10 protein-coding genes are annotated in these 21092 nt (G+C 41.2%); 5 read left to right on the forward strand and 5 right to left on the reverse strand.

Annotation, left to right across the window (positions count from 1 at the left end):
- Positions 1 to 33: 33 nt before the first annotated feature.
- From MSI_RS00770 to MSI_RS00785, 4 genes are all read right to left on the reverse strand, one after another.
- Positions 34 to 2709: a right-handed parallel beta-helix repeat-containing protein gene (locus tag MSI_RS00770; protein WP_155815448.1), complete on the reverse strand. Its 2676-nt coding sequence runs from the start codon at positions 2707 to 2709 to the stop codon at positions 34 to 36.
- A gap of 24 nt (positions 2710 to 2733) precedes the next feature.
- The gene (locus MSI_RS00775; protein WP_009102650.1) at positions 2734 to 7452 is read right to left on the reverse strand and encodes a leucine-rich repeat domain-containing protein; all 4719 of its coding nucleotides are present in this window, start codon (positions 7450 to 7452) and stop codon (positions 2734 to 2736) included.
- A 153-nt stretch (positions 7453 to 7605) separates the two neighbouring features.
- On the reverse strand, positions 7606 to 9291 hold the full coding sequence (ilvD, locus tag MSI_RS00780; protein WP_009102654.1) for a dihydroxy-acid dehydratase: 1686 nt from the start codon (positions 9289 to 9291) through the stop codon (positions 7606 to 7608).
- Between the two features lie 188 nt (positions 9292 to 9479).
- A complete protein-coding gene (locus MSI_RS00785; RefSeq protein WP_009102656.1) occupies positions 9480 to 11180 on the reverse strand; it encodes a leucine-rich repeat domain-containing protein in 1701 nt (566 codons plus the stop codon).
- 98 nt (positions 11181 to 11278) lie between these two features.
- Here MSI_RS00785 and ndk point away from each other — a divergent pair, with 98 nt between their 5' ends.
- From ndk to ffh, 3 genes are all read left to right on the forward strand, one after another.
- Positions 11279 to 11722, forward strand: coding sequence for a nucleoside-diphosphate kinase (ndk, locus tag MSI_RS00790; protein WP_039923815.1), 444 nt, complete (start codon positions 11279 to 11281; stop codon positions 11720 to 11722).
- 124 nt (positions 11723 to 11846) lie between these two features.
- Positions 11847 to 12953, forward strand: a complete 1107-nt coding sequence (locus MSI_RS00795) for an NAD(P)H-dependent glycerol-3-phosphate dehydrogenase (RefSeq protein ID WP_009102660.1) — start codon at positions 11847 to 11849, stop codon at positions 12951 to 12953.
- A 115-nt stretch (positions 12954 to 13068) separates the two neighbouring features.
- Entirely contained in the window at positions 13069 to 14502 is a 1434-nt protein-coding gene (ffh, locus tag MSI_RS00800) for a signal recognition particle protein (RefSeq protein ID WP_009102661.1), read from the forward strand.
- A gap of 92 nt (positions 14503 to 14594) precedes the next feature.
- Here the strand turns inward: ffh and MSI_RS00805 are convergent, their stop codons facing one another.
- The gene (locus MSI_RS00805; protein WP_009102663.1) at positions 14595 to 15320 is read right to left on the reverse strand and encodes a hypothetical protein; all 726 of its coding nucleotides are present in this window, start codon (positions 15318 to 15320) and stop codon (positions 14595 to 14597) included.
- A gap of 362 nt (positions 15321 to 15682) precedes the next feature.
- On the opposite strand from MSI_RS00805, the gene flcA reads away from it, so the two are divergent.
- Both flcA and MSI_RS00815 read left to right on the forward strand, forming a co-directional pair.
- Positions 15683 to 20461, forward strand: coding sequence for a periplasmic flagellar collar protein FlcA (flcA, locus tag MSI_RS00810; RefSeq protein WP_009102665.1), 4779 nt, complete (start codon positions 15683 to 15685; stop codon positions 20459 to 20461).
- Entirely contained in the window at positions 20461 to 21081 is a 621-nt protein-coding gene (locus MSI_RS00815) for a diacylglycerol/polyprenol kinase family protein (protein WP_050983872.1), read from the forward strand. Before flcA ends, MSI_RS00815 begins: the two co-directional genes overlap by 1 nt.
- Positions 21082 to 21092 lie beyond the last annotated feature (11 nt).

The raw sequence follows: 21092 nt of genomic DNA on the forward strand, positions 1-21092 counted from the left end.
AGGCAGTTTGCCTATGAGGCAGACTGCCTTTTTTTATTCACAGATCACTGTAACTGAATCATCATAAGTAATTCCATACAAGGTTGCAGCAATGTAGAGAGTATAGGTGTCCGGTAAGGCATTAGCCGCATCTATCGTAAGAATGTTAGTATTTGAGGATGTAACATCTGTACTTCCTGTTGATAAAACAAGATTCCATGAAATTTCACTTAAAACAGAAGCTGTTATGTCAGTTCCGTTCTGCATAATTGTAGGAGTAACAGCTAACTCGGAAGCAGAGCCTGCGGAAATTGCAGAAGCGCTCAATGCAAAAGTCATTGTAATTCCGAATGGATTTGTAAAGCTTCCACCGCTAAGAACAAAGGCTGCCTCATTACCTGAAGAATCAAGACCAATGGCATAGTTGCAGTCACTTATGAATACAGAGCCCGGCAGTGCAGTATTAGTTGTGCCGTAACCGCTTGTAAAGGTAACGTCATTGATAATAGAAGAAGATGGAATGCTTACGTAAATTGTACTTCCGCTTATATCACCAAGGATATTAAGTTTTTGAGAAGCTGATGACCCGCTTGTATATGGAAGCACAATATTTCTGCTGGCATTGGTATTGTCATTGAATATAAGTGTATTATCCTTAATGATATTAGCCCCGGAAATTTTCAGCCCCATAGAGTTGTTTACCGCACTGTAATTAGACGAATCCGTTCCGGTCGATACTCCTGTTATAGAGTTTCCGCTTATTGTAACACCACCGGAAAGTCTTGTAGCAGCAGTTCCGTTAAGGGCAGAACCAAATGCAGTTAGGGATGTATCAGGAGAAACAACAGTATTATCAGTAATCTTAGTATCTTTAATTGTGATATAAGTTCCAACTCCCATCTGGGTTGCGTCAATTCCTGCAGAACCTGCAGCACCATTCAGAGTATTACCAGAAATTTCACATTCAGTAATATTTATGGTGTAATCAGATTTGATAAGAATGGCAGTACCTGTGTAATCTGTTGTGTTATTAATAAACTTACAGTTCTTTATTTCCAGAGTTTTGCCGGAAGCGTCAGAAGAAGAAACAAATAGGCCTCCGCCGCCCTGGTTGTCAGATGTGGTTCCGCCTTTGAAAATAAGGTTTTCAAGATTAATATTTCCGTTTGTCCAGCCAATCTGAAGAACGCGGCACTTAGAATTTGCATTAATTGTACGAAGGCCATCATAACCTGAAATTGTAATATTACGTACAGGAAGTAAATCTGCAAACTTATAGGTAGTAAGATTTATTTCCTGGTTGATTTCCAGATCGCTTGTAATAAAGATTTTTCCTTCTGTAAGGGTACTGTCATCTGCAAGAGTATCGCTGAGTTTTGAAAGGGCTGCTGTAACTGTTGCAACCGGCTTGGTTCTTGAGCCGGAATCTTCATCACTTCCTGAAGAAGAAACATAGAAAATGGCCGGACAGGTTATAGTTACGTTGGATACAGCAGCTACGGAACTTGTAATATAACCTTCTTTTGCAGCAAATGCCGTAATTTCATAAGTTCCAGGTGGAAGATCAATATCAATATCATCATTTGTTGTGCCTGAGATTTCAGAAATGTTTCCGTCAAATACAGGCTTTCCGTTTGTTTCTCTTACAGTATAGCTTATGGTAACAGGCGCACAGTCCAGGCTTTCTTCGGAATTATAATAAGCCTTGCCCGAATGTGTGATAGATATTGTATATAGGCGTGTATCAATGTCGGCTTCTAGAGGAGCTCCGGAAGACAGAGGATTTCCCTCTGCATCGGTGATTTTTGGAATGTCTATAACAGGAATCCTGTTAGATGCAGAAATTGAATTACTAAGTCCGTAATCATCTTCAAATGTGATATTAAATGTGGTATCGCTGGAAGACAGGGCAATGCCGCTTTTATAATATACAGCAGCATAGGCCTCTGCAGGTTTACCGGCAACACCTGGAAAAACAGGGTAAATGCTGGTATCGGCCCCCAAAGGGTATGTGACCGGTGTGGAAGTATAAAAATCAGATGAACGTTCTGTAAAATCTTCATCAGAATAGATTTCTGCAAGTCCGCCGGAGATTTTCCCGTCACTAAAATAATATGCATTGCCATTTATAATAAGTTTGTGAAGATCCTTTTGATGAACAGTACCATTCAATACTGGAATATAAAAACATAGAATGTAGGACCCGGCTGCAACTCCCTGGTCCGCCTGCAGCATTGCTCCAAGTGCTACCGGCGGAATTGAGTTGGCACGGGCAGAAACATTACAGGTATCATAGATTACACTTTCAGAATCGTCTGTTAAATAGATTTTTCCGCTTAGCTTTTTTAAATCGTAGTTGGCTTTATCAAGTTCAAACAAAAACTCCTGGCTAAAGGTGATTTTTGCTGAATATCGGTCTGATCCCTGAGTGTAGGTAAGAGCAGTGTCTCCGGCTAGTGTCTTAACGTCATCTCCTTCAAACTCATATTTCACTGAAAATGCCTTTTTTTGTGGATTACGCAGTTCAAACGAAAGATTTTGCACAGAATCTGTGGCTACGCAAAGTATTCCGTCAGATCCCTGAGTTCCTTCCGGCAGTGTAATATTTTCTATTCCTAATCCGTCAATTGAATTCTCAAAGAAGTCCTTTACAGAAAGATTGAACATGTCGCAGGACGGAAGTAGTAAGGTTCCCAGATAAACAAAAAGAGAAAGTAAAATTTTATTCAATCTATGCAATATATTCATATTACGCTAATCTATCGTAACCTCACCGTCTGTACATATAACTTTTGTAATACCGCTGTTAGTATTCCAGCCAGGTGTTAAATCGATTTTTCCCCATTCTTCAACAGTACAATTTTCAGAACTATCATAATTTATAGAAGTAAGATTATAGCATCCTTCAAAAGCCCACATATGAATTTCTTCTATAGTTTCAGGAAGTCTGATATATGATAAAGCGGTACAATCTACAAAGGCATTCATTTGTATTTTTTTAGTACCACTATTAATTACAACTGAAACAAGTGAGGTACAGCCTGAAAAAGCATTTCCGCGTATATCCTCTAACGAAGAAGGTAATATTATTGAAGATAAATTAGTACAACCATCAAATGCCCCCTGATCTATCTCAAGCAGAGTTAATCCTGTTGTTTCACTTAAATCAAGATTTACTAATTTTGTAGAAGCCATTATTTCAGTTTTTAATGCAGTTATGGTAGTTGCATCTATAGTACCTTTTACAATTGTATTATTACTGTCTAAACATTTTATATTCATTGTTGATGGGCAACCATTATTCCAGTTATTTCCTTTTACAAGAGAATTCCAGTTACTTGTAGCACCTGCATACTCAATAGTTGCCAATTGTTTACAACTTGAAAAAAGAGATTCTGGAATTGATGTTACAGAATAAGGTATATTTATGCTTGTAAGAGCCCAGCAAGTACTAAATGCACTTTTACCAAAAGTGGTTAAAGAATCTGGAATATTTATTGATGCAAGTTGTTTACAGCTTTGGAAAGCACCTTGTTTAATTTCTGTCACATTACCTTGCAGTGTTATGCTGGTAATGTTTGAACAACCTTTGAAAGTTTCATAGTCCAGTATAGTTACACCGGAAGGAATTGTGATTGCACCTGTAAGGTTAGAACAATTTTCAAAAGCTCTGATACCTATGTAATTTACACCGCTTGGAATAGTTATTTCTGTCAATCCGGAACAGCCTGAGAATACATAATTACTAATTCTAGTTAGACCCGCAGGAAGATTCACTTTTGTAATTTTCTTACAATTATAAAAGAAGAATTCTCCAATTGTTGTTATGTTAGAAGGAATAGTTATTTCACCTTCTATATTTTTACAACCATAGAAGGTTCTTTCGCCCATAGATGTAATACCATCCGGAAATGATATAGATGTAAGCGAAGAACAATTATAGAATGCAAAACTTGATATTGTTTTTAATGAGTTTGGGAAAGAAATATCTTTAAGATTTATACATTCATTAAAGGCATAGCCGCTAATTGATTCAAGTGTATCAGGGAAAATAATTCCGCTAAGATTTGTACAGTTATCAAAGGCTCTGATTGGAATTGAAGTTAAACCTGTAGTGTCTGATAAATCAATAGAAACCTTTATGTCAGATTTTTCTGGTTCAGCGTAAAGATTATCAAGACCTGTTTTCATTGCGGTGAACATATCTGAAGTGATGTCTCCATATAATTTTAAGGATCCATCAGAGGTCATAGATTCTATTGTACCTACTATATCCATAGAAAGATTTCCATCATTTAAAATTGTCCATATAACAGGATTTACAGTACCAGATATTGATTGTGGTGTAACCGCAAATTTTGTAACTTCATCAGAAAGAGTTACACCGGCAGCTGCCCGTAGAACTTCAATTCCCGCAGCATATTCTGCAGGTGTAATTGTAGCTGTTAGTCCGTTAGCTGCATCTGGCGGATTAAGAGAGCCGGTAACTGTAATAGTTGAATAAGTTCCGCTTACTAAAGCAAGATATATAGCATTTTTACCTTCGCTTCCGGCAGGAATATAAGCAGAATTTGAAATATTAAGTGTACCTGTATTGTTACAGATAGCTCCGCCGTTTGTTCCTGCTGTATTATCAGAAATTGTACCGCCTTCCATATTTAATATAGAACCGCTTCCAATATAAATGCCACCACCATTAGAACCGGCTTCATTATTTGAAATAGAACCGCCAAAAAGATTTAATGTATCACTTCCACCACATCTGATTCCGGCTCCTCCATACAAAGAACCGTTGTAAGAAATACTTCCGTTATAAATATTTACAAGGGCATCACCGGCAGTATAAATTCCACCACCCTGATTTTTTGTGTAATTATGAATAACTCCACCTGTAAATGAATCATCAGGGGTAGAGCTGTCTATATATCCTATATAAAGCTTACCACCATTACAGTAAATGCCGCCACCTAAATTGTCTGCATAGTTAGAATATGAATCTGATGTAGCAGGAGATAAAGCGCTTTCTCCTACAATTGCATTTCCATACATATAAAGCTGGCCGTTAGGTTCAATAACTACACCACCGCCGTTTGCATTTGTAGAATTTCCACTGATTACTGTTCCGTTTCCAATTTTTACAACAGAAATAGGGTCGGAACTTGAAGAACCCTGCGTACCAATCTGAATACCGTGGGATTTTCCTTTTGTAATTGTAAGGTTTGTAAGCGTAACAGGAACAGAAGCAGATACGGCGAGAACTGGTGCAGAAGAAGAGTTGTCTCCGTCTAGTACGCCGTTTGTATCACTGCTTTCTTCCGGTGTACCGTCAATTGTAATTGAAGTAACGGTTGTATCATCAATTGTTATTGGTTTATCAGCATCAGTATTATCGCTTGCAGGAATTGAGTTTGTTCCGCTAAGAGTTCCGGCAACATGAATTGAATATGGAACAGAACCGTCTTTAAGATAAGTAATAAATTGAAGCGCAGCTTTTATAGTTTTAAATGGGTTATCCTTATGATTTGATTTTGTAATTCCAGCAAAAGAGTCAGGATCATTTCCTGAACTGCTAAGGTAAATGTCTGTTATGGTTTCTGCCAGGGTGATTTTTCCTGCCGGATTAATTATATAATCAGCTGAACTAACAGCAAATTTACTATAATTATCTGCAAGGTATGTTCCTGAAATAAGCTGGGTACCAAGCGAAAAACTTTCCGGAGTAATTGTTGCCGCCGGAAGTGTTTCTGATGTAATTTGACTGGTAACTTTAATTAATCCGTTAGAACAGATATATACATCATTAATTTTCTGTGTGTCATCATATGGAATAATAATGTTTCCACCAAGCATGAGTTCACCTGTACCGGTTATGTAAACTGCGCCACCCCTACCAGAAACATCATCCTTTACAGCCTTATTATTCTTAAGTTCACAATCAATAATCGTAAAATATTTACCGGAAGTTACTTTTACAGCTCCACCTTCTGATGTAGCAATATTGTTTTCAAAAACAGAATTTTCGACACTGGCATTTGAGTTCTTTTGAGCAAGGATTTGAAATCCGGCACCTTCTTTTGCTGTATTATTTGAAATTGTACAGTTTGAAATCTTGCAAAGCTTAATATTACTGCTGGTTGCCACATAAAGAGCACCTCCGGAAGCAGATGTTGAAGAACCGGATGCAGTAGCATGATTGTCCGTAATTATACAATTTTCTGCTTCAAACTTTCCGCTTTCCAGAAAAATTCCTGCACCTTTTGAAGCCTTACCGTTTTGAATGGTAATTCCTTCTAATTTTACAGATATGTTCGCATCTGTACTTATCGAAAAAACACTGCCGCTTGCATTACCATCTACTATCGCTGTTTTTCCGGTCAGGTTTTGAATTGTAAGAGATTTCATTTTAGTAGTGCTGATACTTACATTCTCTGTAATTGTACCGGCAACATAAATTGTATAATCAACGTTTTCATTATCAGCTGCAATAATTTTATTTAATGCACCGGTTATACTAGCAAGAGGTGCATAGGCACTTCCAAGATTATCGTCTGAAGGAGCGGGATAATCTGGATTATCAAAAATCTTATCATTTGAAACATAGAAAAGACTTCTTTCCCAGGTTTTTAAAGTATCTGAACTTATATTAAAGTTTCCGCTGCTGTCTATGACAGAACTTGAATCTGAACTGGCAACCCATTTATTTGTTGTTACGGCCGGATATACAGTAAAAAACTGTTTTACGGAATATAAGACAGCACCGTTCAAATCACAAAAATATAATGTAGCAAAATAATTACCGGAAAGAAGATTAGATACATGAATTTTTGATGTAGTAAGTTCACCACCAGCTGCCATGGCAGTATCCCATGCAGATTGAGAATCAGAATCGCTAAATGCTATAGAAATGCTGTTTACAGAACTATCAACAGTTATTGCCAGGTCAATAGTGCCCCGTCCGCTTTCAGGAGTCAGATAAACATCCTTTGAAAGAGCAGGAGTTGAAGTATCAATAGTTTCCTGATATGTATCTGACATAACAACATAAGCGTCAGATTTTCGTCTGATTCCGGCTGTTATTTTCCATGTATAACCAGATTTAAGTCCTATTGTGTATTTGAGATTAGATTCAACAGTACCGGTTGCAGAAAGATTTGCACTATCCCCAACAGTTACTGCACTTACAAAATATTCATATCCCGAAGAACCTCCGCTGGAAGTATCTGGCAAAAGATTTGGAATTGCACTACGGCTGGAAGATGTTTCTGAATAATCAATGTTTGAAAGCTGTGCAGCCTGCCGGCGTGCACTTGAGTCTATATTACCTGAAAGATAAACAATAGATTCTGAATGACTGGGATCTGAAGTATCAAAATTATCACTGACAAGATTTGAACAGGAAACAAAAAAAGAAAGTAATGCTATACAGACAGCAGAAAGAGAAAATTTTATTTCAAAAAGTGTCGGTTTAATCATCTTACCTCATCATTGATTTATCCCTCATCCCGCACTTTTTATATAGAGAAATTATAACATATATTTGTAAATCTATCTAATTAAATTTAAATGTAATAAAAAAAAAGCAGTCTGCCGTCAGGGCAAACTGCCTTTTAATTAAACTTTACATTCCTATTCGAGGATAGCACCCTTATCAGCAGAGCTTACAAGTTTAGCATATCTTGCCAGGTATCCAGTCTTAACTTTTGGCTCCGGTGCCTTCCATGCGGCGCGGCGGCGTTCAAGTTCTTCGTCGCTTACATCAAGGTGAATCTTGTAGTTGTTGATATCAAGAGTGATTTTATCACCTTCCTGAACAAGGGCGATTGGACCACCTACCGCAGCTTCCGGTGAACAGTGACCAAGAGATGCACCTCGGGTTGCGCCCGAGAAGCGGCCGTCTGTAATCAAGGCTACCTGTTTATCAAGTCCCTGTCCTGCAAGAGCAGCTGTTACGGCCAGCATTTCGCGCATACCAGGGCCACCTTTTGGACCTTCGTAGCGGATAACTACAACGTCACCCGGTTTAATCTGTGCCTTCTGAACAGCCTCCATTGCCTGGCTTTCATCATCGAATACGCGGGCAGGACCTGTGTGGAGCATAAGTTCTTTTGCGCATGCAGAACGTTTTACAACAGTTCCGTTTGGAGCAAGGTTTCCGAATAGGATTGCAATACCACCGTTGTCGCTGAATGGATTTTCAATCGGACGGAGGATTTCTGGATTGCGGTTGCGGACACCCTTAATATTTTCTGCAATTGTTTTTCCTGTTGCAGTAATCAAAGAAGTGTTGATAAGATTTTTCTTTGCAAGTTCAGCCAAAACTGCCTGAACTCCGCCTGCATCATCAAGTTCGCACATAAAGGTGTGACCGGCAGGTGCAAGGTGGCAAAGGTTAGGAGTTCTGTTAGAAATCTCATTTACTTCGTGAAGGTCAAGTTCAAGACCTGCTTCGTGCATAATTGCAGGAACGTGAAGCATTGTGTTAGAAGAACAGCCCAAAGCCATATCTGCAGCAAGAGCATTGCGGAAGTTTTCTGCTGTCATCATTTTGCGGGCTGTAATTCCCTTGTTGTAAAGGTTCATAACTGCCATACCTGCGTGTTTTGCAAGGGCAATACGTTCTCCTGTTACTGCTGGGATAGTTCCGTTTCCTGGAAGACCAAGCCCAAGAACTTCAGTCAGACAGTTCATAGAGTTTGCAGTGAACATACCAGAGCAGGCACCACAGCCAGGGCAGGCACGGTGTTCCATTTCTTTAAGCTGTTCTTCTGTGATTTTTCCAACTGCAAGACCACCTACAGCTTCGAACATATCAGTTAAAGAAAGATTTTTTCCAGAATAAGGATTTGAGCTGTCGTTACCAGCAAGGTGTCCTGGCATCATTGGACCACCAGAAACAAATACTGTCGGCAAGTCAAGGCGGGCAGCTGCCATAAGCATACCAGGAACAATTTTGTCACAGTTTGGAATCATAACGAGGGCGTCAAACTGGTGAGCCTTTGCTACACATTCAACGCTGTCTGCAATAAGTTCGCGGGTTACAAGGGAATACTTCATTCCTTCGTGGCCCATTGCAATACCGTCGCAAACGCCGATTGCAGGAAATTCAACTGGAGTTCCACCTGCCATTCTAACGCCGGCCTTTACAGCCTCAGAAATGCGGTCAAGTTCAATATGTCCCGGAATCAGTTCGTTTTTTGCACAGATAATTCCAACTAATGGTTGATTTAATTCTTCGTCTGTGTAGCCAGAAGCATAAAATAAAGAACGGTGAGGTGCACGTGCTACACCTTTTTTAGCGTTATCACTTTTCATAAAATCCTCGCTTATAAAAAACTATGCCGGTTATGCCAGCTTTATTTCAATTTAATAATAATCATAAAAGCTATTCTAATCAATAAAATAATTTATAAATACTAAAGTTTCTTAAATATAAATAAAAAAAAAGCGTTCCCTCCGTAGAAGGAACGCAGAATATTTTTAATTCAAATGAAAAAAATCGACTACTCGTACTTGTCCTGAATGACAAGTTTAATAAGCATGTCACTCTTAATTGAGACACGCTTTCTCTGTTCTGCAAGTTCATTGCTGTCAAGACTGATTCGCGACTGTTCACAAATCATCTTTCCGTAATCAGAAAGGCTTGCCGGGCTTGAAGCTTCGCAGGCAAAAATTACATTACGCTTGTTGATAAAGTGGAAGTAGAACTGCTGGAACTCTTCGTTATCAGAAGGCAAAGCGTAAAGCATAATAATTCTCTTGAAATCGTGAATTCTTGCAATTTTCTTTACACAAGTCATCAGTTTTTCAGAGAATGAATGTTCTCCAATATCAGAAGTGATGATTTTTTCGGCAATTACGAACAAATCTCCATCCTCTGGAGGCTCGCCTGCTGGTTCACAAAGTTCAATTTTACTGAAACCAACCGATTCAATAAGGATTTTTGTTTTCGAATCGAGGGCTAAGCGGTCTTTAGGCTGGAAGTGAACATCATCACGGCCGGCACCAGCTTCCTCACCACCGGAAGAAAAGAGATTAGCAAGCTCATCAGTTGAAATTGCAGCGCTTGATGGTGCGCCTTCCTCTTTAGCTTCTTCAGCCTCAATCCCAACGCCGCTTACACTGTCAACGCGGGCTTTTTCTTCACCCATGATATCAGCAAGCATATCATCAACATTATCAGACATTTTATTTTCCTCCGTGTTTTCTGCATCATTTTCTTCTATGTTTATAGCGTTTTCAGTAACGTTTTCTTCAGTCGTTTCTGTTTCAACAGGAGCTTCTTCAGCACCCATTGCTGTCAGTTCTTCAGCAGAGGCTCCAATCTCTTCAATTGTATCAATTGCCTCGTTCTCAACTGTGGCACTTTCAAGCTCATCTCCTGCTGCTTCAACTTCTTCATCAGCAGCTCCGATTTCAGAACTGAAAATATCATCATCTTCGAGGTCGTCTGCATCAGCCATAATAACTTCTGCTTCAGAATCTTCGCTTAAACTGTCTTCATAAAATTCAATCTTATTTTTCTGGGCAGGCGAAATCTTAATTCTAAGCTTATCATCTCCGTCCAGCGATTTTTCATAAAGACAGCCATCATCTTTGATGTAAAAAAGATTGTTTCCTTCATCCACCCTGATATTACGGATAGAATCACAGCCTTCAAAAGCATCATCTGCAAGTTCGTAAAGCTTAGCAGGAAGTACAACCGTTTCCAGACCCTTGCAGTCAGCAAATGCTCTGGAGTGAATTTTTGCAACCGTGTTCGGAACTACTACCGATTTAATGGAAGAACAGCCTGCGCAGCAGTTTTCCGGCAGTTCCTGAATACCCGCTCTAAAAGGAATATCAGTCAGTGACGAACAGTTGTAAAAAAGACCTTCCGGGAATTCTGTAACGACATTAGGCATAGAAACCTTAGTGAGATTAGAACATCCCGAAAACAAATATGGGGGCAGAACCTGTAAAGAAGGAGGCAGTTTTACGCTTTGGAGAGACTCAAGGTTCTCAAAAAGACAGTCAGGCAGTTCCTTTACCGAATCAGGAAGGGTGATGGAAGAAACATTTGTTCCTGCAAAGGCTTCGTCCGCAATCTCCTTTGGTCCGTAAGGCACCTGTCCGTTGAATTCGCTGGAAGCAGAATCAATTCCAACCAGCACATTCATGTCAGACGTAAAAAGCAAACCATTCTTTGATGTATAATCAGACATAACAATATTTTAACACCCAATTTACAATATCGCAATTAAATTCTAAAAAATATTAAATCTTGAAACACCCCTATTTTTTAGTTTATAATATTCGAATTATGACAAGATGTTTTACAATGTTGAAGCCGGGTGTTGTTAACCGCCGGTTGGTTGGCGAAGTTATTTCTCGCCTTGAAAAAAAAGGATTTAAGCTCGTAGGTTTGAAAATGCTTCATCCTTCAAAGGAAATTGCAGAAGCACATTATGCAGAGCACAAGGGAAAACCTTTCTATGATGGACTTGTAGAGTATGTTACTTCTGGTCCAGTTGTTGCAATGGTATGGCAGGCTGATAACTGTGTTGAATTGATCCGCAAATTCTGCGGTGCTACAAAACCTGAAGAAGCAATGCCAGGAACTATCCGTGGTGATTACTGTACACATACAGCACGCAATATCATCCACGCATCAGACAGTGATGCCAGCGCAGAACGCGAAATTAAGCTCTGGTTCAACGAGAACGAGATTTACGACTGGAACGACGCAGAGGCTGGGTGCTATTAGCCGATAATGGAGGAAGCGTTAAAAACAAAGCTGCGACAGCGGGTTTGTTTAGCTTCATCCTTGAAAAATGGCTCAAGCGGCGAGACTAGCGAGCCGCAATTCAGGACAAAAGAAGGCGATTGTAATGAGTAAAAAATCTGTTGGAGTAATCGGCGGCGGTGCCTGGGGTACAGGATTAGCACAGGCTCTTGCACGCGGAAATCACAATGTTCAAATCTGGGCATTGGAACAGGATGTAGTAGATTCAATCAACAACGAGCACGAAAATAAACGTTTTCTTGCAGGCTACAAACTTTCCGAAAAACTTACTGCTACTACTAATATCATTGAAGCTGCGACTGGAAAAGATTTCCTCATCATTGCATCACCTTCTTTGTTTTTGGCAAGCACAATTAAAAAGATTGTCGATGTTCCTAATATCAAAAGCGGAAAGACAATCATCGCTTCATTAACAAAGGGCTTTGTTCCTACAGAAGACGGTCCTAAGTTAATTCTTGAAACAATGGAAGAAGTTCTTCCTGCCTGCTACAAGGGAAAAACCGTTTATGTTGCAGGGCCTAGCCATGCAGAGGAAGTTGCTATGGGTAAGCTTACAGGTCTTGTTTCAGCCTGTGCATATCCACGTAATTCTATTAAGGTTCGAGAACTTTTGCGTGTTCCTGGCCTTATGGTTTATTCAAGCTTTGATGTAATCGGAGTTCAGATTTGTGCTGCCGCTAAGAACGTTGTTGCCGTTGTTTACGGTGCAATGGACGCAATCGCAGAACATTCTGATACCTTTGGTGATAACACAGAAAGCCTTTTGATGGCTGCCGGCCTGAATGAAATTCAGATGCTTGGCTTTGCGATGGGAGCAACCCATGCAGAAACATTTACGTCTATTTCCGGTGTAGGAGACCTGGATGTAACCTGTAAAAGTAAATACGGCCGCAACCGCCGTTTTGGTCAGGATTTAATCAAAACTGACATGCTTTCAAAGTTCAAGGATATTGATGATTTGATAGCAAACGTTGCAAAAATCGGCTACCTTCCTGAAGGTGCCATTGCATGTAAGTACGTACACGAAATTGCAAAGAAGAAGGGCCTCAAGCTCATGATTTGTAACGGACTTTACAGAATTTTGAACAAGGAAATTACCCCTGAAGACTTTATGAACGAGCTTTACAATCAGGGAAAAAAGATATACGTAAGACGAAAGAATACAAAGAAAATTGTACCGGATAAGCGCTAAATCGAAGAACCGTTAAAAAACGAGCTGCGGCAGCGGGTCGTTTTAGGTTCATCGATAAAATCGCTCCGAGCGGAGTAATCCGCGAGTCAAAAACTTTGTAATAAGGATTAAAAGTATGTTAGAGAAACTTTCTGGCGCTTTTTCAAGCGTTGTTAAAACCCTTAGCGGTAAATCAACTATTACAGAGAAGAATATTGAGGACACAGTTGAGCAGATTAAAATGGCTCTTCTTGAAGCCGATGTAAACCTTCGCGTTGTACGCCGCTTTGTTAATTCTACAATCGAAGAAGCAAAGGGAGAAAAGGTTCTTAAAGCCGTAGATCCTGGCCAGCAGTTTGTAAAAATCATTTACGACAAAATTGTTGCCATGCTGGGTGACACAAAGGTTGACCTTCACCTTAAGGGACCTGATACTCAGTCGGTTATCCTTATGCTTGGTTTGCAGGGTGCCGGTAAAACTACTGCTGCCCATAAACTTGCCGCAAAACTCCTTAAAGACGGAAGAAAGCCTCTCCTTGCTGCCTGTGACTTAGTTCGTCCAGCCGCTGTTGAACAGCTTTCTCAGCTTGGAGAAAAAATCGGAGTTCCGGTTTTCAAAGAAAATTCAAAAGATGCCGTTAAGAACGCAAAAGAAGCAATTGATTTTGCCCGCCGTAACGGAAACGATACAATCATCATCGATACTGCTGGTCGTCTTCAGATTGATGAAGAGATGATGGCAGAGCTTGTAAAAATCAAGAAGGTAACCGGCCCGGTAGAGGTTCTTTTAGTTGCCGATGCAATGACCGGTCAGAATGCTGTTGAAATTGCCAAGAGCTTTGACGAGCAGCTGGGACTTACCGGCGTTATCCTTACAAAGTTCGACTCAGATGCCCGCGGTGGTGCGGCACTTTCTCTTAAAACAATCACCGATAAGCCGATTTTGTTCGTTGGTACCGGTGAAAAAACAGAAGATTTTGAAGTTTTCCATCCTGAACGAATTGCCAGCCGTATTCTTGGCATGGGTGATATCGTTTCCCTGGTTGAAAAAGCTCAGGAAACTGTTGATGAAGAAGCTGCCCTCAAAATGCAGAAAAAACTTCAGCGCAACGAGTTTACTTTGCAGGATATGCTTGAACAGTTCCAGCAGGTTAAAAAGATGGGCAGCATGAGTAAACTTCTGGAAATGCTTCCTGGTATGAACGGAATTGACCCAAGCCAGCTTGATATGAGCGGCATGAAAAAGAATGAAGCTATAATTCAGAGTATGACTTACAAAGAGCGCCTGAATCATCTTATTATTGGTCCAAGCCGCCGCAAGCGTATTGCCAAAGGTTCCGGAACCAGCGTTGCCGACGTAAACAAACTTATCAAACAGTTTGAAAAGACAAAGCTCATGATGAAAAAAGTAAGCCGTAACCGTGGCCTCCAGGGCAAAATGATGAATCAGCTTGGCTTAGACCCTTCTGCCATGATGGGTGGTGCAGGTGGAATGGGCGGTCTGGACATGAATGCCCTCAAGGGTATGGACATGAGTAAACTGCAGGCTATGGCTAGACGTTTTAGATAACGGGGCGTTGCGGGGTGTCCCCGCAGAGAGGGTAGCGTAAAAGCAACGCTTTGGAGCGTAGGGGGAGACTTCCCCCTCCTTTTTTTTTTAACCTAATTCACCCTAATCACGCTGGCGCTTCGGCCGTCGGCGGTGTAGATTTTTTCCGGGTTTGTGTTGTCCAGAATAGGGGTGAGACCCAGATAGTAGTTATAGTAATATGTGCCGCTTGTCAGGGGTAGTTCAAGTTCGTAAAGACCCGGCTGAATTTCTTCAAGCTGGTAAATCCATGGATCCCAGTTGGTGAAGGTGCCGGCAAGGTTGAGTTTTAGGCCGCTTTCGCCCTTATAAATGAACTTTACGGTGTCGTTGGAAGTTGCCTCGGTTTCAATTTTTATCTGGCCAAGATTTTCGAGTTTAGAAAAGTACAAATTTACCTGATTGTCGTATTCCTTATTTGGATTCAGGGGGTCGGTTGTCCAAAGGCCGTCGATTACCAGACGGTATTTTAAGGTGTCAAAACGGTGCTGGCGCTGATAGCAGTAAAAAAGGTGCTTGCGGGTAGAGACGCCTTCGTCATCGGTGTTTGAAAGCACCTGAAATGGGTGAATTACCTGATAATTTTCAAAATCAAAGGCAATTCCCACCGAGCGGTTGTTGGTATTTGCCGTAAAAATGATGTAATCTTCCGTTACAATCGGTTCACCCGGTTTTTCAATATTGTGCAAAAGTGTATCAAGCTCAAAATTCTGATAGTTTGCCGGAGCTGCCGCAAACCCCATTCCTGTGCAGAAAAATCCTGCCAGTGCCGACATCAAAACAAATTTTGTCATTTTCATATTCACAATATCGGCAGGTGTCGCTGGAGATTTAGGAATTTTTGAGTGTTAACTAAAATATTATTATGTAGGATAAAATGGCGGAGCCGGGGGAGGCGTACTTATACTTTGGAAGATAAAAAAGGGCGTTGCCGGGGTTCGTGGTTAGCGAAGCTTCAAAAGCGCGGCCGATGCCTCCACTCTAGTGTTAAGAGCCGCCAATGCGGAGCTAACCACGGTTCCCGGCGAAAGCCCTTTTTTTCTTTTATATATAAGTAACATTTTGTTAAAGTGCCCCTTAAAAAATTCCGTTAATTTACAAAGAAGAGTGGGGAAAAACAACTCTCTTGTAATATTGAAGTGTTGTGGGGTAAAATTACACTATGCCAGGCTTGAGCCAACTTAAAAAGTTTAACAACGACATGCTTTCTCTGGGTAACGAAGTTACCGTCCGTGCTACTCGTGGCGAAAAGCCTGTAAAAGTCGAAATCCCGGCTACAATTCCCGATGTTGATGATTCAGAAGATTTTGTTATCGGAATGCCGATGAACGAAATCGTAAAAGAAGAAGCTCCTGCTCCGGAGGATTTTTCTGATATTACCGGTATTGGCGCTCCTGCTGCTGAAACTTCAGGAGCTAACGATTCCGCTGAAACAAGTGCTTCTTCTGCCCCTGACATGTCTGACCTGCTTAATCTTGGAATGGGCATGGGTGGCGGTGATGATGCTGGCGAAGGCGGCGGAGATATGCCAGACCTTTCTATGTTTGAAGATGAACCGGAGCCAGAACCTGAGCCGGAACCAGAAGAAATCCCGATTTCAGATTTGGGTCTTGATGCCCTTCTTGCGGGTGCCGGTTTTGACGAACCAGAACCTGAGCCGGAACCAGAACCTGATCCTGCTGCGATTGCAGAGAGATTTCCTGAACTTGCAGAATTGGCAGGAAGCGGGGTGCAACCGGTTGAAGAAGAGCTTTCAGATTTACCTGATTTGAATTCAGACCTGGCCGAACTTGCTGATATTGGCGACCTTGATATTCCAGGTATTGAAAAAGAAGCTACTCAAGAAGATGTTGAGGCTGCCGCTGAACGCCTTGATCTGGATAATTCTTTTGCAGATGATTCAGCCCTTCCTTCTATGGAAGAACTTACCGGAGAACCTGTAGAAGAGGCTGCAGAAGTACCTTCAGAATCTTTTGACTTTGATGCTGATAACCTTCCTTCTTTTGATGAAAATATAGAAGCAGATGCTTCCCCTGCTGAAGAAGTTGTGCCAGAAGCTGAACCTGAAACAGAAACTCCGGTCGAAGCAGAAGCTTCTCCTGCAGAAGATTTTTCTCTCGAAGATATTCCAGAACTTAATGAGCTCGGAATTATTGAAGCTCAACCAGAAGCAGCAAGTGAGGCAGAAGCTGAAGTTGTGCCAGAAGCTGCAGAAGAGCCTGAGACTGTTCCAGAAGCAAATCCGGCTGAGGAAGAAGAACTTGCTGGTCTTGAACCTCTGGACAGTATTGCTTCTCAGTTTGTTGATAACAATAAAGAGTCTGCTCCAAAAGCCTTTGACGTTTCAGATCTTGATGATTTGAACCTTGATGATATTCCTGAAGTTGAAATAAAGTCTCCAAAACCAAAAGCTGCCCGCTCTGGTCTTTTTGGCGAAATGCCTGAAGATGATATGTTCGACGAGTTTGATTTGAGCGGCGGTTTTGATGATGATGAAGAAACAAATATTCATCCAGAAACTAAGTCTGACAAAAAAGATAATGGACCAAAACTCTTCGATAATACAGGTACTAATATAGAAGAAAGTGCTGAAGAAGCTGAAAGTCTTGATGAAATTCCAGTTGAAGAAGTAAAACCGGCGCCTTCTGTAGAAGATATTAATTTTGATGAACTTAGCCTGGATGGCCTTGATATAGACGGCTTTGAGGATATGGGTGCACCTGCAGAAGCAGAAGAAGTTCCTGCGGAAACTGCTGAAGCTGAAGAAGTTCCAGTTGAAACAGCCCCAGAAGTTGCTGAAGAGCCTGCAGAAGAAGCTGAAATTACAGAGCCAGAAGTTGCAGAAGAACTTTCTGATGATGAGGCAATTGAAGAAACTCCTGTTGCAGAAGAAGGCGGAATATCAGCCGATGATCTGAATCTTGATGATATGGACTTTGGTCCAACAGAGACTACCGGAGATGAAGCTTTTGAAACTCCTGTAGAGGAAGCGCCTGCAGCAGATGAATCAGATACAACAGGTGAAGGACTTGATACCTCAGGTCTTGATGATTTGAATCTTGACGATATGGATTTTGGAACTGGCGAGGCAAGTGAAGCAAGTGAAGTTCCGACAGAAGAAGCCCCAGCTGCAGAAACTGCTGAAGAGCCTGCGGAAGAAGTTCCGGCTGAAGAAACAGCCCTTTCCGCTGCTGACTTAAATCTGGACGACATGGATTTTTCTATGCCGGAGCCTGCAGAAACTGATGTAGAGGCAGAAGAAAATGTAGAAACTGCTGACGCTACTGATGCTGCAGAACCTTCAACATCAGACTTGTTTGATCTCAGCGATATGGACATGCCGTCTATGGACGACACCATTCCCGCTGAAGATACTTCTGCTGACATTTCTGCTGAAAGTCCATCCGAAGAAGCTGACATGTCAGCTGGTGACCTCAACCTTGATGATATGGATTTTGGAAGTCCTGATGTTGCTGCAACTTCACTTGAAGAAACTCCTTCAGATGCAGCAGATTCCCCGGCAGTAGAAAGTGATATTTCTGCAGGCGACTTAAATCTTGATGATATGGACTTTGGTCTTCCTTCAGGCGATTCTGGCGAAGAACTTTCAATGCCAGATTATACCGACGCCGTTGCCGAAGAAGTTTCTGATAATGAAGATCTCAGTCTTGATTCTCTCAACTCCGGCATAGAAGAATCTGACGAACCTGTAGAAGCCTTTGATACTACCGGCATGGATGACATGGACTTTGGTATTTCAGATACCGACAGTCAGATCAGTGAAGATGACTTCCTTGGCGGCGGAGATGACGATGACTTTGTAATTCCAGGATTCTCTGAAATCGCAGAAGAAAAAGAAGAGCCTGCTCCAAAAAGCAAAAAGACTCCTAAAAAAGAAGAACCTGAAGAATCAGAACTTGATCAGCCGGACTTTTCAGAAGCAATTCCTGGCGAAGAGCTTCCTCCAAATACCCTTTCAGATGCCCAGTACAAGGTCTTCCTCAAGAATTTCAGCGAATATCCGCTCAATGTACGTCTTGCCTTTGAAAACTTTATCGTTCAGGACGAATTTACAGAAGACGCTGAATTCGAAGTAATTGAAAAAATTATAAACAAGGCTCCTGCCCGCCAGGTTGCCTCAATGCTCGAAAAAATGCTGGACATTTCAATTCCTGTTCCGCGTGATTTTGAGCACCGTTCAGCAGAAGAATACGAAGCTTATAAAAAATCACTTTCTTACCAGCTGCGTAACAGAATTATTCCGGGCTTTATCGTAGGTTGTGCTTTAATTCTGGTTGGAATTGGAATTTTCAATTTTGCCAAGAACTGTATCTATAAACCTCTTAAGGCAAACTCCCTTTACAAGCAGGGCTATGCTCTTTTACAGACAGAAGAATATCCTCAGTCGGAAATCAAATTTGATGAAGCTGTAAAATACCGTCTCAGCCGTCCCTGGTTCTTCAATTATGCCCGCGGCTATCGTGACCACAAACAGTATCAGCGTGCCGAAAAAATGTATCAGAATATCCTAATGTGCTTCCGTCATGATAAGGAAGCCGGTCTTGAATATGCCGACATGGAACTTTACGATATGGTAAATTATGAGCGTGCTGAAGAAATTGTTCGCCGCGAAGTTCTTGATTATCATATTAATGATGCCGACGGAATTCTTGAGCTTGGTGATATCTATCTTGAATGGGGAACTGAAAAAGACCCTTCAAAACTGGATCTTGCCCGCGAACAGTATGCTTCTCTTATGCAGCTTTATAAGCCTAATAATCTCTATATTGGCCGTATGATGCGCTACTTTATCCGCTCAGACAAGCTTCGTCAGGTTCTGGAAATCCGCCAGAATTTTGATGAAACTAAGGAAAAATCACTTCCTGCAGATGACTGGACAGAGCTTTCCGGCTATCTTCTTGATAAATATTATGGACCTCTTCCTGCAAGTCAGGAATATCTGCGCTTCCAGATTGACGGACTCCGCCGTCTTCTTTTGACTGCGGCTCATGCAAATCCGGAAAATCCTGTGGCTCTCTATAATCTTTCTAAATACTACGTTCTTTCTAACGAAAGCGAAAGGGTAGAAAACACCCTTAAAAATACCCTCAGAAAGTTTGATGCCGCTAAGTCTATCAAGCGCCGCGATCTTTACAAATATATTGATACCTACAAGCTTTTGGGCGAATATTACGAATCAAATGGTGAGCACGTTCAGGCTCAGGAGCAGTATGCGGAAGGAATTTCCCTTTATACTCAGGAACGTGATAACGCAGGCTTTGAAGGAAACAAGGATATCGGAAAGCTTTATGAAGATATGGCAGACTTAAAATACTTTGTTTCTGCTGATTATGATGACGCCCTTAAAAATTACATGTCTTCTGTTGAACTTGAAAACGACAGTCCTCAGATCCGTTACCGCATAGGCTTTATTCAGTATAATAACGATAACCTGACAGAAGCTCTTGGTTCCTTTATGAAGGCCGGAGACGGAAATATCAAGGAAAAGAATCTTATGCTGGCAATGGCAAATACCCTCAGCCTGCGCGGAGACGATTATGCAGCCGAAGGTTATTACAATCAGCTGGTTAAACGCCTTGATGAAGATGTTCTTGAACGCCAGATGGTATTCCCTCAGGTAAACGACAGTGATTACGACATTGTAAATACTTATCTTTGCGCATCAAACAACTACGGTGTAACACTTTACCGTCTTGCAAAAAGAACTGGAAACAGCAGCCTGAACGCAAAATCAATCGTTCAATTCCAGCAGTCAGTTCGAGCCTGGGATGCGCTTACACGTAACCAGAATACGCTTTTGCGTCTGGGCGGAACAAACCTTGCTGAGCAGAATATAAAATATGTAACTCACAATTTCTCAGAATATGAGCCGGCAATTTATACAGAAATTCCAAAAACTCTGACAGATAATGAGAGGTAATGCAGATGCAGAACAGCATTCAGTACGGTATCTATTTAAGACAAAAAGCAAACTCAATTGCCAAGGAACTTTTTAGAAAAAGCATTCATATCTGTTCAAGTTTTGTGCCCTTGTTTCTTGGTCTTGCCTATTATCCGACCTTATGGCTCTTGGTTTTTGCCCTTGCCGGTTATTCTTTGTGTGAATTTTTACGCCTTAAGGGTGTTACAATTCCCCTTGTTTCAAAAATAACTGAGGTTGCAGCCCGTAAACGCGATGAAAACCGTTTTGTACTTGGTCCTGTAACGCTTGTAATCGGAATAATTATTGCAGCCCTGCTTTTACCGCCGGAATGTGCAAAGGTTGGAATATTTGCACTTGCATTTGGAGACGGCCTTGCAAGTCTTTCCGGTAAGTTAATCGGAAAAATTACAATTCCTGGCAGCCACGGAAAAACAGTTGCCGGAAGCCTTACCTGTTTTCTTGCAGTTTACATTGCCACCTTCTGCTGCTGTCAGAACTGCTATGTAAGTCTTCTTACCGGCTGTGCAGCTATGATTCTGGAAATGCTGCCTCTTTCTGATTTTGATAATGTTTTGATTCCTGTAACAATCGGGCTTTTCTTTGGAATTGTAAGTTAGAAGGCCTCAAG

This window comes from Treponema sp. JC4, from assembly GCF_000260795.1.
GTDB lineage: Bacteria > Spirochaetota > Spirochaetia > Treponematales > Treponemataceae > Treponema_D.